14 protein-coding genes are annotated in these 13,608 nt (G+C 56.3%); 9 read left to right on the top strand and 5 right to left on the bottom strand.

Annotated features, from left to right (window positions below):
- Positions 1-705, bottom strand: a complete 705-nt coding sequence (locus FHT73_RS24300; protein ID WP_246699146.1) for a nuclease — start codon at positions 703-705, stop codon at positions 1-3.
- A 112-nt stretch (positions 706-817) separates the two neighbouring features.
- Between FHT73_RS24300 and FHT73_RS24295 the strand changes: the two genes are divergently transcribed.
- The 5 genes from FHT73_RS24295 (at position 818) to FHT73_RS24275 (ending at position 4,770) form a co-directional block, all read left to right on the top strand.
- On the top strand, positions 818-1,216 hold the full coding sequence (locus FHT73_RS24295) for a hypothetical protein (protein WP_183715386.1): 399 nt from the start codon (positions 818-820) through the stop codon (positions 1,214-1,216).
- Positions 1,217-1,223: 7 nt separating this feature from the next.
- Complete coding sequence (locus FHT73_RS24290) at positions 1,224-1,973, top strand: ParA family protein (protein WP_183715384.1); 750 nt, start codon at positions 1,224-1,226, stop codon at positions 1,971-1,973.
- 101 nt (positions 1,974-2,074) lie between these two features.
- Positions 2,075-2,383, top strand: a complete 309-nt coding sequence (locus tag FHT73_RS24285) for a hypothetical protein (protein WP_246712214.1) — start codon at positions 2,075-2,077, stop codon at positions 2,381-2,383.
- Between the two features lie 4 nt (positions 2,384-2,387).
- Positions 2,388-2,780, top strand: coding sequence for a hypothetical protein (locus FHT73_RS24280; protein ID WP_183715381.1), 393 nt, complete (start codon positions 2,388-2,390; stop codon positions 2,778-2,780).
- Positions 2,746-4,770 carry a hypothetical protein gene (locus FHT73_RS24275; protein WP_183715379.1) on the top strand — a complete coding sequence of 675 codons (2,025 nt, stop codon included), beginning with the start codon at positions 2,746-2,748 and terminating at the stop codon, positions 4,768-4,770. The genes FHT73_RS24280 and FHT73_RS24275 overlap by 35 nt, the downstream gene beginning before the upstream one ends.
- A gap of 11 nt (positions 4,771-4,781) precedes the next feature.
- On the opposite strand, the gene FHT73_RS24270 is transcribed toward FHT73_RS24275, so the two are convergent.
- Complete coding sequence (locus tag FHT73_RS24270) at positions 4,782-5,474, bottom strand: hypothetical protein (RefSeq protein WP_246699144.1); 693 nt, start codon at positions 5,472-5,474, stop codon at positions 4,782-4,784.
- 92 nt (positions 5,475-5,566) lie between these two features.
- Positions 5,567-6,583, bottom strand: coding sequence for a class I SAM-dependent methyltransferase (locus FHT73_RS24265; RefSeq protein ID WP_183715377.1), 1,017 nt, complete (start codon positions 6,581-6,583; stop codon positions 5,567-5,569).
- A gap of 286 nt (positions 6,584-6,869) precedes the next feature.
- On the opposite strand from FHT73_RS24265, the gene FHT73_RS29825 reads away from it, so the two are divergent.
- From FHT73_RS29825 to FHT73_RS24245, 4 genes are all read left to right on the top strand, one after another.
- Positions 6,870-7,790 carry a helix-turn-helix domain-containing protein gene (locus tag FHT73_RS29825; RefSeq protein ID WP_183715375.1) on the top strand — a complete coding sequence of 307 codons (921 nt, stop codon included), beginning with the start codon at positions 6,870-6,872 and terminating at the stop codon, positions 7,788-7,790.
- 77 nt (positions 7,791-7,867) lie between these two features.
- Complete coding sequence (locus tag FHT73_RS24255; protein WP_183715373.1) at positions 7,868-9,067, top strand: MFS transporter; 1,200 nt, start codon at positions 7,868-7,870, stop codon at positions 9,065-9,067.
- Positions 9,068-9,070: 3 nt separating this feature from the next.
- Positions 9,071-10,477, top strand: coding sequence for a hypothetical protein (locus FHT73_RS24250; protein WP_183715371.1), 1,407 nt, complete (start codon positions 9,071-9,073; stop codon positions 10,475-10,477).
- A gap of 380 nt (positions 10,478-10,857) precedes the next feature.
- Entirely contained in the window at positions 10,858-11,346 is a 489-nt protein-coding gene (locus tag FHT73_RS24245; protein ID WP_183715369.1) for a helix-turn-helix transcriptional regulator, read from the top strand.
- An 88-nt stretch (positions 11,347-11,434) separates the two neighbouring features.
- On the opposite strand, the gene FHT73_RS24240 is transcribed toward FHT73_RS24245, so the two are convergent.
- Entirely contained in the window at positions 11,435-12,670 is a 1,236-nt protein-coding gene (locus tag FHT73_RS24240; protein WP_183715367.1) for a CapA family protein, read from the bottom strand.
- A gap of 82 nt (positions 12,671-12,752) precedes the next feature.
- Positions 12,753-13,598 (bottom strand): transporter substrate-binding domain-containing protein, encoded by an 846-nt coding sequence (locus FHT73_RS24235; protein ID WP_183715365.1) that lies wholly within the window; start codon positions 13,596-13,598, stop codon positions 12,753-12,755.
- Positions 13,599-13,608 lie beyond the last annotated feature (10 nt).

Raw genomic sequence — 13,608 nt, 5'->3', positions numbered from 1 at the left:
TCATCGCGATGAGTTTGCGGAAGGGTTGGCGCGATAGCGCTCACCGTAAGGATGCAGGAACTGCGCGTTTGCCCAGATTCCGGCTTTGGCTTTCTGCGCGAGTTCCTCTACCTGTGCATATTCTGGAAACACTGCCCGGCCGGTGCGATCGCGTGCCGCGAACGCTACTCCCTTTGTAAGGAGCACTTCGGAAAGCGATCGTGTTTCACCGTCCTCCACGAAGAAGCATTCGGCAAAACGTACGGTCGGAGAACCGGAATTTTGGCCGAGGAAATGACACGGGAAAGCGTTGCCGGCGCCGGCCTCAGCCTCCTCGAGCATGGCGGTTAGACCGGCGAGCGAGACCATCGCGCATGTGGTCTGCACGCCGGCAAATTCCATCTTTTCGGTCGAGAGGCAGCCGTGGACACCGGCCAATTTAATGATGGTGCCGTCGGAGGCGAGGAACGCGCTTCCGCTCAATGCGCCTTCAGGTGTGATGGTTTGCAGGCTGAGACGCTCGGCGATCGAGGAGACATCGAGAGGCTTCTGCGGGGCAGGGATCAAATCCCGCCCTTCCGCGTAGGCCTTCTGATAGTAGCTTACAAATCTTGAGACCGCATCCTCTTCGCCCGCAAGCGTCGCTGCATTTGTCGTGCATGCAATGATGCAGAGGAGGAGTTGAGCGAGCCGTCGTGCGCCAGGTTTCATGCTTGCGTCCGTCATCAATTGGCTCCGGCGATGATGCATAAAATTATACTGCAGTGCAAGTCTGGAAAAGTCGGAAAGATTGCGATATGTCTTCTCAAACGCGAAACTGGGACATGGAGAAAGGCAGATGTCGCTACAGCAGACAGCCACAAGGATCGTGATCTTCCCCTTCAGGGCCCTATGGTTCCTGATTTTAAGCATCAATTTTCTGATCGTCTCGGCCGCCTGTGTCTTGATTGCGGCCTTTGTTGCCTACGCCCTTGCGCTGACGATTTCCTATCTCTTCTTCCCGGCGGCGTGGACGCGGGGACTATGGGAATGGGCGGCCAGTCTGTATGCGCAGTCCCCTTGGTTCAAAGGCGCGACGATCACCGTCTTCGTTCTCCTTCTTCTGCCAGTCCTGAAACTCTGGCCGGGCAGAGATCTCAAGGCAGACACAGCCCGGGAGCGTGAAGCGATGAGGATCAACGACGATCTGATCGCTGCTCGCCAGCGCACGCTAGCCCAAGCAAAACTTCGAGGCTGAGGGTTCCATGACAGGCAAACCACTTTCGCTCGCGATCTCGACCTTCAAGGGCGGCGCCGGGAAATCGACCTTGAACGTCAATCTCGCAGCCGAGTTCGCCCAGCAGGGACACAGGACACTGCTTATCGATTGTGACGAGCAGGAATCGTCGACCCGCTGGTACAATGTCTCGATGAAGCGGGGGCTGCTCCCGAACGATGGAACGCTGTTGCATATGCGGGTCGCGCCGGACGACCGGTTCGCAGATCGCCTTGCGGAGGCGCCTGCTGCTGACATTCGGATCTACGACGTTGGCGGATACGTTCACCAGCGGGCAATCGAGGTCTACCACGAATGCGATGCGGTGCTCATTCCCGTCATCCCCGAACCGACGGCCGCGACCTCCGCCATCAAGGTGGCAACGATTTTGAAGGAGATTTCCAGGAAGCGGACGCAAGGTCCGATCCCGTATGCGGCGATCTGGAACTTTGTGGACATGATCGCCCTCAAGCATAATCGCTCCCTCCCGGAGGTCCATGCTATCCTGACGAGCGGCCGAATTCCGTTGGTGGACACAGTCGTTCGCAAGAGCAATCACTTCAGCGACGTCGGCGCCGGCTTTGGGACGCTCTATTCCAAGCTTACCAGCATCGAGAACAATCCGGCGCTGACCCCGTCGGCTAAGCGGCGCGCCTCCGAAAGCGTGCTCGACGCGATCGATCTGGTCAAAAAAATCAACAACGAATTCATCGGCCTTCTGCAGGCCGAGGCTGCCTGAGCGCGATGTCGAGGGAACGAACGCCAGCCGGTAACATTCTCGCTCTTTCGCGATCGAGAAAAGACCAGGCGAAGGTCGTAGAGGAGGATGCGACCTCTTACATGCCGACCAGCCTAGATCTCGACAAGCTCATGCCGGAGGATCCTTCCCAGACGCAGGAGCCGGGCGTCGAGCGGGAAACGATGTCAGAGCACCGTCGCTCTCCAGGGAAAAGCAAACTTCGCGAGGAGCAGGCGGTAAAAGCCCAAGCCGATGTAAACGTTGGCTCGGCCAAGCGAAAGCGCATTTCCCTGTACCTCGACGACGACGTGCTGACGAAGATTTTCCGTGTATCGCTGGAACGGCATGAGCAACTCTCCTCGGCGACCCACAGACTGATCCTCGAAGCCTTGAAGGCGAGGGGGCTGTAGGCAGATGCGTGAACCGGCCATCATGTTCCGTCTACCTACCCATGTCCTCAGCAACGTGGAGCTGCTTGCCAGCCGTCTCGACATCTCGGTCAACCTCATCGCGAAGCTCATCGTGACTAGGGAGATCATGCATGTACCCGCGATCCTGGAAGAGCATGACCGCCAGTTGGGAAACATGCATCAATTCCTTCGTGAGCTCGCTTTCCGCAACGAGGAGTTTCTGTCGGGAAGGAGCGATCAAGACATCCTCGCGGCGGCAATCATGGCGAAGCTGGACGAGATCATGGGAGCTCTTGATTCAATTCGTGATGCTTCTTTCGTCAGACCGTCCACCTTTATCGCCGACCTGATCAGGAGACACGATGAACGACCTCTCCAGAAGTCGCTCCGGATCTAGGCGTGAAGGCCGAAGGCTGCCGAGCTATTTGGACCTCATCGAGGATGAGCTTCGACGGCGCGGCGGCGGGGGTGGTGGAGCAAAAAAGGCGCCGCCGAGGACGAAAGTCGGGCTACCCTCGGCAGCGCGCAACGCTGGCGCAGCGACAGCATTCAGTCGAGCGAGTGGCAACAACGCCGTCGTCGTCAAGGTTTTGTCGTATGGAGCAGGTGCCGCCTCGGCACGCAACGTTCTTGCCTATCAAAGCAAAGAAGAAAAGGCACACGATCAGGATGGCCGCGAAATCTCCGATCTCAGCGCAGAAGTCCGATCCTGGGAGAGGGAGTTCGGAAACCGGAAAGGAAGCAAGGACGTGCTGCGGCTGACCTATGAGCTCGAGAGCACCGATCGAGGCCGCGTTGCGCGCGCATTGAGCTCGCTTGCGTCAGAAGGGTTTCGCGACGTTGGTGATACGGATCGGACCTACGCATTCAGCGTCAGCGAAGGCGTGAAGGGCCAAACCCGTCTGAACCTCGCGCTGGTGATTGCGCATGAGAAGCGGGACCGATCAGACCGCAGCACCCAGAATCGCGTCGTGGCTGAAATCGATGACGTGAATGCAATCGATTCACGGTTGGACGAGGCATTGCGTGCGGAGGGGATCACGCCGGTCTCGCGCTATCCGGCGGAGTTTTCGAGTGGTCCGAAGGGGTTCATGGCGGCGCTGCATGCGATGCAGCGCGGAGACGCGGAAGTGACGCTTTCGACCAAGACGCACTTAGAGGAGCGTCCGGGAAAGAGCGGCCGCTATCAGCAAGGCGTCGCACGGCGCGAGTTGAAAACAAGCGATCACAAGCAGCTCACGGCGGAGGGCAAGATCGTCGGGGCGCTCATGCAGACACGCCAGCCTCGGGACTTCATGCATCTGTTGCTGTCGGGGCCGGCCAATGTCGACCGGGATCAGTTCATTCTCGCTGGCCGCGATTTCCTGAGAGAGCAATTTTTCGGTCACCGCTATGCCTATGCCGTCCACAATCGCAATGACCTTGATAAGCATCCGCACCTGCATGTGATCGTTGCGCTGCGTAACAGCAGCGGCAAGATGCTCAATCCCAATATTCGTGACTTCACGGAGTGGAGCACTCGCTTCGCCGAAAAGGCGTGGGAACGTGGAATAGCTATCGATCGTCAAAAACGCATCGAACGTGCCGGCCCCCCGCCGGTCAAACGCTGGGAATGGGAGATGTTCCGGCGGATGGGAGCCACGGCCCCGAGCAACGTGGTCGACAAGGTTCTGGCCAAGCTTCGCGACACGCCGACCGCGCCGAGACTGGAGCGCGCCAGGAGACGGCTCGAACAAAGCAGGCGCTCAGTCGGACTTGTCATTAGAATGCTGGACGGAATTGCGAAAGATCGATCTGCGCCTAGTACGGCGCGCGAGCTGAGCCGAGATTTATCAATCGGACTACAACGCGAATACCGCCGGCTTGAGACAGCCGTCCATGATGGCCGCGATCCCACAAGAGAGAAAGGCGAAGAACACATGCTACGATCGACACCCATCAGCGCCGCCCAGGCGAAGACCGCGAAAGAAACCCTCGCGAATACCGCGCTAAGCCTTGCCGCGAAAATCGTCAATCCATCCGATCGGCTGATGTTCGAGCAGGCGACAAAGGTTATTGGAAAGGTCGTTGGACTGCAGCTGGACGCTCGCATCCCGAAGGACCGCGACCGCGTCGAAACCGGTGAAAATAATCGCGGTTCTGACAGCCTGGAAACGAAGTCGGCGGCCGGCCGCGATCATATTGCCGAGCAGGGGATCGTCAACAAAAGCTCGAGCAACCGCTCTCTCGACGCGTCACGTATCGCCCGGTCCAACGCGCAGCATGGTAGGTCCGAAACGGAGCGATCAGATCGCGATCGTGAGAAAACGCGACTGAGCGATCGGGAAATACCTAAGTCGATCAAGCTTCGACCGCCACGGCAAAAGGACAGAGATCGCAACCGCTGACGCACCGCCAATCATTCTGATCGGACGCCGATGCAGTGGTGTCCGGCGCGATGAGGCAGCCCCAATATCTGTTCGATCGTGGCTCGAAGCCGTCCGATCTCCGTTGTTGTAGATTGACTTGGCTGTTGCGCCTCCGTTTCCATCCGGCGTGGCATGACACAATCGCTTCCCTGGCCAACAACCTGGATGAACGTGACATCCGCGGTGTTTGCGGCGAGGAGTCCTGCTGCAGAGGCGCTGACGAATACGGTTTCCCTATTGTCGATCCCGTACAACTCTATCGATCGTCGGATCATTCCGGCGCCACGCTTTTGTCGCCAATCATCTCGATGTCGAAGTTTCGAGCCGCGATTTCCTGAGAGTTCACTCCATGTCATCCAGAAATCTGGCATGGCACTACGAATGCGAAGCAACTCATCGAGCAGGCTCGTGAGGGTGGTGAATTCCGATCTCCCATATGAGACAGCATCCATCCCTCTTTCGTCCGAGATGAAGCCGAATCGAAGATTGAGCTCTCGCAGCTCTCGTAACATTTCAACGAATTCGTCGCTAACGTCCCCCAGCATGAGATCCCTGGAGGGACTTTTCCGGCTCAGAAGGAGACCATCTCTGTCGAAAATGACGAGGCTGGCGCAGCCAATTCTTCGCATGACGCAGTGAAGGCCGCGAGCGTTGAAATTCATAGACTGACCATCGCTGCTCAAATTTGCTCCGCCTTTCCAAAAGCTTCTAGAATAAATCGGACACTGGATAACGAGAGGCGCGGTTGCATGGCTCCGATGGCCCATTCTCGGTATCACCGAAGGGGTCCAGATCTGTCTGAGACAGGCACGGCTTCGGATACGGGATAAAGCCGATATGGCAGGTCCGCGTAGACGTATTCCGCCGGGATTGGGGCCGGGTATAGTCTCGACAGGAACAGCTCGAGATTTTCTGCGTCGTTGCTGGCGACAAGCGTGTAAAAATTCCCGCTGTTCCAGATGACGATCGTGTGGCCGAAAAAATGACGCAGCGTCTCGCGGATTTCCACCAGACTGACTTCGTTTCGATTCATATGCGTTAGAACGGTCTCTTCCTTCGCGCGAATGTCGGCAGCGCTGAAAAAACGGGCCTTGAAACCATGGTCCTTTTGCCGTTCACGCCGCCGATATTCCTCGTCGTCTTCATGCGTGAACTTCTCAATGAATATGAAGAGTCCATGGCTTTTAAGATGCTGCGATACAAAACGAATTTGATCGAAGCGATTGGGCGAATACATCTGGAAGGTCGTGTCCTCGACGATGATGTCGAAGCCGCCTGCAAACGTCCGAAGCTTGTCATCATTTTGGATCTTTTGAGGCGTCAGATGATGAAACGGTCCATGGAAAAACATGGCATGCGAAGGAACCCCATAGGCATAAAAGCTCCTCAAGTTCTCGATGTTTGGGCTGCACGATAGTGCTTCGACCCTACCATCGGCGAGTTCAGCTATCACGCGCGCCATCGTGCCCTCAGCTGCTCCCAATGTGTAGAGTTTCAATTTTCGTTTTCTCGCGCGCATATATTTGAGGATCGCACAACCCATGCGGCATTCCTCTTCGAAGCGGTATGGGATGCTACTGAGGTAATGCTGATCGAACGGGCCCTGCCGCAGTGGGTGAAGAGCTGAAAAGCGCCGGAAGGTTAGATCCGGCGGAAAGAAGCGGCGATCAAGCTTAGGCTGGCGGATGGGCTTACCTGCTTGTCCCGATGCGGTTGTCGAAAAGAACTCCGAAAGCTCGTTGAGACGAGGTGCGCGGTCGCATTCCGCTATAAAGTCGTCAAATTCGGGCATGCGAAAGACCTGCCTTTCTCTCGCATTATCGCCGCTTGGTGATTTAAAGACGCAAATTGAGAATGCCGGACGATCGAGGTAAGTCTGAGACGACGAACGCCACGGCGGCTTCCTCGCGATAATGCTCGTTCGTAAGATGAGCTTCATCCTCAGGTTCTCGCATCCACAATTTTGATGGGCTTTCACGAAATTGATATAGAATTCGACCTCAGGTTAAAGGACGTTTGATCGACAACTTTTGATCAGATAGGTTACGGCGATCTTTAAACAGGAGAAGCCAATCAACGTGGGGATCGTTCCAGCCGTTCAACCCGAAAAAATAAAGCAGTCGCAAGCGCGGGTCGTCCTTCACAAGCATGGCCATTGGAAGCACGCTCGCGCCGATGTTGTCCGTCGGGTCGGCTTAGCTCGGCAGGAAATCGACGTTGTAACGGATCACCACCTGATTTTTCTGAATATACGAGGCGCCGCCAGGTCAGGCGAAAACTACATTGACGGACGAAATGCCGGCTTTACTCCCCGTCAGGACGGTTCTCTCGTTTACATTCCGCCTGGTTGCCGATGGAGCGGCTGGGATGAGGGTGACCCCGAGGCTTGCTATCTCATGATAACGGTTGCAAGCGAGTTACTGGTCGACTTGTCTGCAAGGCTGCCTGGCACCCGTAGTTTTCGCCCAAAGCTCGGTTTTAGGGATCTACCAATACAATGCCTAGCGAGGCAGATTGCCGGCGAGCTTTCATATGACGATCCGATAAGCGACTTGATTGTCGAAGGACATCTGGCGGCCATCTTTGGACTTTTGCACCGCGGTTCTCGAATATCAGGCAAGGCTCCCCGCGGGGGCATGGCGCCCGCGCAGCTGAAGAGAGTGATTGAAAAAATCGACGCCCATATCGATCGACCTCCGAGCGTGCGCTCGCTCGCCGAAGAAGCAGGTGTGACCTATGAGCACTTTTGCCGCGCATTCAAGCACTCCCAAGGCCTCACTCCTTATGCCTTCTACAATCGACGTCGTCTCGAACGCGCCAGCGATCTTCTCCGTACGACAGCGATGACAGTCACTGAGGTTGCGCTTGCCTGCGGCTATGCGAGTGGAAGCCATCTGTCGACCAGATTTCGACGCGAGACGGGACTTTCGCCCGCGGAATACCGTGCTGTCTGGAGAGGACAAGCTCGTTCCGAGCCAGAAATAATATCAATTTCGTGAAAGCCGCAGGCCTTTGAATGGAATAGGGTGCCCTCATGTAATTGTCAGGAGGGACTGCGGATGGAGTCGGGATATTGATGGGCCGGAATGTCGCTTGCCGCGTCTATCTGTGCTGCGTTGTGACATCGTCTGCCGGCCGCAATGCTTATTTCGTGCTAACAGCGTGGATTGCCGTCGACGTCAGCCACGGCGCGAGCGTCCTTGCTATTCTTCTCGCGCTCGGCAGCGCCGCCGAATTGTTGACGAGTAATGTCGGCGGCGCGCTGGTCGATCGATTTGATCGCAGCATCGTCTGCATGAGTTGTGATCTGCTTCGGCTGGCGCTGATGGTGTCGACCGGTGTAGGTCTCTCGTTTGTCGACCCGCTCCTCATCCTTTATATCTCGTGGACGATCTTTGCGATCGTCGACAGAACCCATTTGACGGCATTGCAAGCACTGATTCCGTCAATCGTCGGTCCCGAAAAACTTTGGTCCTTCAACTCGGCCTCCTATATTGGAATGCAGGCAGGCAATCTGCTCGCCGCCATCGTCACGGGATTCGCTCTCACCGCCAAAGACACGGACTTGACGCCGGTCCTACCGGGTGTTTGCTTTATTCTCTCTCTGTTGGCGCCGTGGGCTATGCGCAACCGATGGCAGCGCTCCTCTTCTCAACAGCGCTCCATCAGGGACGGCATCCGTTGCCTGGACCTCTTGCCGACGACGAGCACACTTCGCTCGCTGAAGGCCAGCGCCTCTATATACGCTCTGATTTACACAATGGGTATGCTCGTGAACGTGCTGGCCTCCGCATATGTGATCCATGAATTGGACGGCACGGCGGTACAATTCGGCTACCTTGAGGCCGGATGGGCCTTTGGTTCTATTGCTGGCTGTGCAAGCTTTCTTTCAGGCCACAGGTGTTGGCGGCAGAACATTCTTGTTCATTTGGGGCTCGCCGGCTTGTTTCTTCTCGGCTTTTGGGTCGTCCCAAGCTTCGTCTTCGCGCTCTTTCAAATGACTATTCTCGGCCTGAGCTATAACATCGCGCGGGTTCTGATTGATGTGCAAGTTCAATCTACCGTCCCTGTCGGCATGTTGGGGCGTGCCAGAAGCCAGATCCATACAATTTGCGTGGCGGTCGGGCTTTTGGGCTATGGCATCATCGGCTTTCTCGGAAGCGCGGTCCTGCCTTCACAGATATTGGGGTTTTTCGGCGCCGTTATGATCGCCGTTGCTCTCTTCCTTTATTTTACAAGGGATCGGGGAGGGCCGCTGAAAAGCCGGCTTGTTTGAGGAATGGAGACCTCGATCGATGCAGAGTTCATATCCAAGAGTAAGGTATTGGCTCTGATATTTGAGCTGTTCCCGTGGGCTCGACGGTTTGAGCAGGCGCCAGTGGAAGCCTATGCCAAGTCTGTCTTCGCTGTTGCGCGCCACCAACCCAATTGCGGTACGCGCAGCCAAGCCATGTCGCTATTGCGGTCACGGATCGTAAAGGTGGCGCAGCGCCAGGGTTTTTCGAAAGAGCAAGCATTTCGACTTGGAGGAGCGATCCAGGCCGCGCCCGTATTGCAGACCGGCCCCCACCTTCACCTGCTGATTGAGCCTGACGCATTTTATACTCATCTGTTCTCATTGATGGGGCTCCGCGCCCACGGAAGGAGGTGTTATATCTCCTATGGTTGTTCGACCGTGAAGTTCGTGGAACGTGGCCGTAAAGGTCCCGCTTGGCTTCAAATTGATGGCCAGGCGATCAATGTTTTCGGCCTGTCGCGCAGCAAAATGATCCCATATAGCATCCTGGGCAGAAACAATTGCTACAGCTTTCAGCTTCAAAATGCCGCCAAGCCGGGTGCCGACTCAGAGGCAATTTCCAGCCTCCGCAGTATTTTGCCGTCCGACGAATTTCCCTCGGCAGCTGAGGCGATCAAGGCGGCAAACATTAAACTCTGGCAGTGCTATTTCGACAACGGGATCGACTTCCTTCAGTTCGACGACAATGACGTTGCCCATCTGGTGAGAGATCACCTTTGCGACGAGCAATCCTGGCTGCGAACCCGGCTGATCGAGGACAGGGCCTTTGCCGTACAGCTCCTAGGGTGCATCGATCGGTTAACCAATACAGCCTGGCGAGGATGGCTGAAGAACTCGACGCATTTTTTCTGGGGCTGTATCGATGGACGGCTCATTCCGCTTTGCCTCAATGGTCCCATTCTTCGGTCGACCGATGCGGACGATATCCGCGTTGAATTTACGCCGGCAAGTTTGGTCGAAGCCCTCGAGAACGGCCAGATCGTTCCGAATCTTCTGTTGATGTTCATCGTCACATCGATCCTGCCCGGCGTCCGTGTTCTCGGCGGAAGTCGGCATACAATCTACTATCCTTTGATGCGCTGGGCGTTCTGTGACGCGCTGAGAACGGACGATCGCGATGCGCAGCTTCTCTCCGCGCTGGCGGAGGACCAGCGACCGGGTGCCTGGGGTCACCGGATTGTTTCCTCGCCCTGTGAACCATTTTCGCTGCTGAATACGCTCGGCCAAGGCGGGATTGCGACGCTTCTTGATCGATTTCGCCGAATGGACATCGAAGAAGCTTGCGGGTCGCTTTTAAGCTTCACGCAGGATCCTTTATGGGCGGAACTGGCTGCCGATTTCTCATCTGGCAAGGTGAGCAGAGATTGCCCGCAATGGGCATTTTCCTGATCGCGCAACGATAGTTTGTACCGACATCTCATTGGCGAGCTGGAGAGCTTACCCTCTCTCGGCGAACGCGTGCCTTGAGGCGAAGTCTTTGAATCTTGTGACGAATTCGGTTGCGCGGCAAACGGATATCAACTATCTTTTTCGATGAGGCAGTACGCGCTGCCTTGGGGCGTAGTAACCCCTACACGCGGTTGATGCCGGCCGATACGGCATCACACTCCTTGACCTTTTAGGTCGGGGAGCCTGTGGCGTATGTCCAGGTTCCCCGGAACTAAAGGCCACAGGGCCGTCGTGTACGGTTACTAACTCCCCGATCAGTGGGTTGAGCGAGTTTTCAGCGGGGGCGTACCGCATGAAACTCTCCATTCGGGGTGTCGACCATGAATCGCCACATACCAGCCGTCCAGATCCGATCATCAAGGCGCGCGCAAGCTGCGCTATCGAAAACTGAACGCGAAACAGTGCATCCTGTCGATCTCCATGTCGGGCAGCAGATTCGGATTCGCCGGATACAGTCGAATGTATCGCTGGGCGATCTTGGCGCTGGCATCGGCGTCAGCCTGCAACAGGTGCAGAAATATGAAAGCGGCCGGAACCGCGTCAGCGCCTCCATGCTCTACGAGGTCGCAAATCGCCTTCGGGTCCCGGTATCAAAGTTCTTCGAAGGCCTTCCAGATCCTGCAACGTCCGAGGACAGCCGCATCACAACCGAGGTCGATGAAAGGATCGCCTATATTTCCACTGCAGAAGGGCGTCGTCTGATTGAGGACGTTTTGCTGCTTCCAGCGCGTGTTCGCAGCCGCGTTGTCGCTCTCGTCAGTTCAATTGCTGATGAAGAGATGGAGGAGGAGCCGAACGCTGATCGCTAGGAAAGCGTGAAAAAATTGGCGGCTGTGGGCCGCCGATCGTGGAAATTGGATGCGGCGCTGTCGCATCGGCGCTTTTCCGCGTTCGCGCCTAAAGGACGATCCGGCCGATCCCATTATCCTGGGATAGGATGGTATCGAAGCCAGCACTGCGCACGGCGAGATCTTTAAGTATCTCTTCCGCCATCTTGCCGTCGACCAGAACAGGAAAGGGTAGGCGGCCACGGTCTCGGTCCGACAGTGCCTCAATTCCGCCGATTACGATTGGACGCACGCTGATGTCTCGCAAACGTCCGCCCGGGCCGTAGTTGCAGGTCGCGACAACGCTCTTCCAAACTTCCGGCGGGCTCCATTCCTGCTCTTCCTTCTCGGTATGGAAGAGAAAGTTTCCGAGGCCGTAGAAAATCGGGGTGTCCCGATAAATCTCAATTGCTTGCAAGACCGGGGCACCATGGCTGACGAACAGGCCTGCGCCTGCGTTCACGCAGTGATGGGCAAATTCCCGGACCCAGGAGGGGACCTGCTGCCAGCTCGGTTCCCAGTGATGGTGATGCAAGTAGACGATGACGAACGTGCCGTCATTTGCTTCTTCCACGATCGTCGAGAGCTGGGCCCAGGCGCTATGTCTGTCGATCACGATACGGCGAACATTGCGATCAGCTCTATGAAACATCGTTCCGTAGAAATCGATTTCGGTCTTGTCGTTGACCTCAGGCGGATCCTCCGGTTGGGCATAATTGGCCCGCTCGAGATTTGAACTCAGAAATCGCCTTTGTATAGAACGAAGTACGTTGAAGGTTTCCACCTCCACATCGAATACCCTCGATACCTTCAGTCTGTTGATACCGGGCCTAGCCATCCGGCCCTCGCTCGCATCCTCGGCATACATGAACGACGGTCCGGGGCCGGCATCGATTGCAATCAGCGCAACGTTCCTGGATCCGAATGTTTTTTTCCCTGGTTTGGCGGCATGACGTTGGTCAACACCGATGCCGGCATGAAGGAAGTTTTGTGCCGCAACCTCCTCCAGCGTCGACAGGATTCCCGAGGGGCCAAGATCAAAGGCATGGTTGTTCGCCAAAGCCAGGCTGTTGAATCCCAACTCCTTCAGAGCTGGCAAAACCTCAGGTGCCGCGGCCCCGAAGTAGGAGCCCTTGAGCGGCCAGCCGCCATGACGGCTATAAATGGTCGTCTCGAGATTGGTAAAAGCGACATCGCTCGCCTTGAGAATTTGGGCAATCTCATCGAGCTGCGGGTCGCTGATCGATCTCAGGTCGTGACGAATGAGCGACTGGCCGGTCAGAGCAATGGAAAAGGGCGCGGACATACAGTCTCCCTTTGATTTTCGGATTATCGACTGACTATGCATTCAGCCTATTGTTCGAAGAGGGCACGGGCGGAGCGCGCCTCTAGTTTGAGGCCTGTGGCGAGACATCGATTTTGAACCACTGTTCGCTTAGGCGCTTTAACGTTCCATCTCTTGTCGCGGCTTCGATGGCGTTATCGAACGCGGTGATGAGTTCCTGATCGTCCTTCCTAAGGCCGACACCGACCCCCGGCCCCCACAAACCACCTGAGAGCTGTGGACCGTATAAGGTTGCGGTCCCGCCATCTTTGCTACCTAGAAATGCTTTCCATGTGAAGTAGTCGGCAAGTCCGCCGTCGATGCGTTCGGCCACGAGGTCGAGATGCATATTGTCCTGGGAATCGTAGCTCCTGATCGTTGCCACCTTACCGAACAAGTCGTTTAACACCGCTTCAGAATTCGAAGATCGTAAAACGCCCAGGGTTTTGCCGGTGAGGGCCGTGCGAAGCTGATCAATGACAGCCTGTTTTCCGGCGTCGATGGCCGTCAAATTCAATTTCTCCGATGTATCGGTCGGCGGCAGCCTGAGATCCTTGCGCACGACGAGTTGGTTGAAGCCTCCGGCATAGGGCTGAGAAAACGCGATGGACTTCTTTCGCTTTTCCGTAATCGCCATGCCGGACATGATGGCGTCGAATTTTCCGACGGTCAGCGCTGGTATAATTCCGTCCCAGTCTTGTGGCACGAAGGTGCATTCGACGTGCATGCGCCGGCAGAGTTCCCGCCCGACTTCGACGTCAAAGCCGAACAGTTTGCCTTCAGCGCTGATGGCATTCCAGGGCGGCGACGCACCTTCGGAGGCAATAGTGATGGTCTTTCGATCCATCGCATTCGAATTGATGGCCAATAGAAGCAGAGAGGATAGTGCAAGCGTGACAGTTCGTTTCATAACCTTAATC

This window comes from Rhizobium sp. BK098 (genome assembly GCF_014193155.1).
Lineage (GTDB): Bacteria > Pseudomonadota > Alphaproteobacteria > Rhizobiales > Rhizobiaceae > Rhizobium.
Note: the sequence above shows the minus strand (reverse complement) of the source record. Positions and strands in the feature narration are given on the sequence as shown.

Coding starts and splice junctions, on each gene's coding strand:
- FHT73_RS24300 (WP_246699146.1), bottom strand. CDS start 705: ATGACGGACGCAAGCATGAAACCTGGCGCACGACGGCTCGCTCAACTC.
- FHT73_RS24295 (WP_183715386.1), top strand. CDS start 818: ATGTCGCTACAGCAGACAGCCACAAGGATCGTGATCTTCCCCTTCAGG.
- FHT73_RS24290 (WP_183715384.1), top strand. CDS start 1,224: ATGACAGGCAAACCACTTTCGCTCGCGATCTCGACCTTCAAGGGCGGC.
- FHT73_RS24285 (WP_246712214.1), top strand. CDS start 2,075: ATGCCGACCAGCCTAGATCTCGACAAGCTCATGCCGGAGGATCCTTCC.
- FHT73_RS24280 (WP_183715381.1), top strand. CDS start 2,388: ATGCGTGAACCGGCCATCATGTTCCGTCTACCTACCCATGTCCTCAGC.
- FHT73_RS24275 (WP_183715379.1), top strand. CDS start 2,746: ATGAACGACCTCTCCAGAAGTCGCTCCGGATCTAGGCGTGAAGGCCGA.
- FHT73_RS24265 (WP_183715377.1), bottom strand. CDS start 6,583: ATGCCCGAATTTGACGACTTTATAGCGGAATGCGACCGCGCACCTCGT.
- FHT73_RS24255 (WP_183715373.1), top strand. CDS start 7,868: ATGGGCCGGAATGTCGCTTGCCGCGTCTATCTGTGCTGCGTTGTGACA.
- FHT73_RS24250 (WP_183715371.1), top strand. CDS start 9,071: ATGGAGACCTCGATCGATGCAGAGTTCATATCCAAGAGTAAGGTATTG.
- FHT73_RS24245 (WP_183715369.1), top strand. CDS start 10,858: ATGAATCGCCACATACCAGCCGTCCAGATCCGATCATCAAGGCGCGCG.
- FHT73_RS24240 (WP_183715367.1), bottom strand. CDS start 12,670: ATGTCCGCGCCCTTTTCCATTGCTCTGACCGGCCAGTCGCTCATTCGT.
- FHT73_RS24235 (WP_183715365.1), bottom strand. CDS start 13,598: ATGAAACGAACTGTCACGCTTGCACTATCCTCTCTGCTTCTATTGGCC.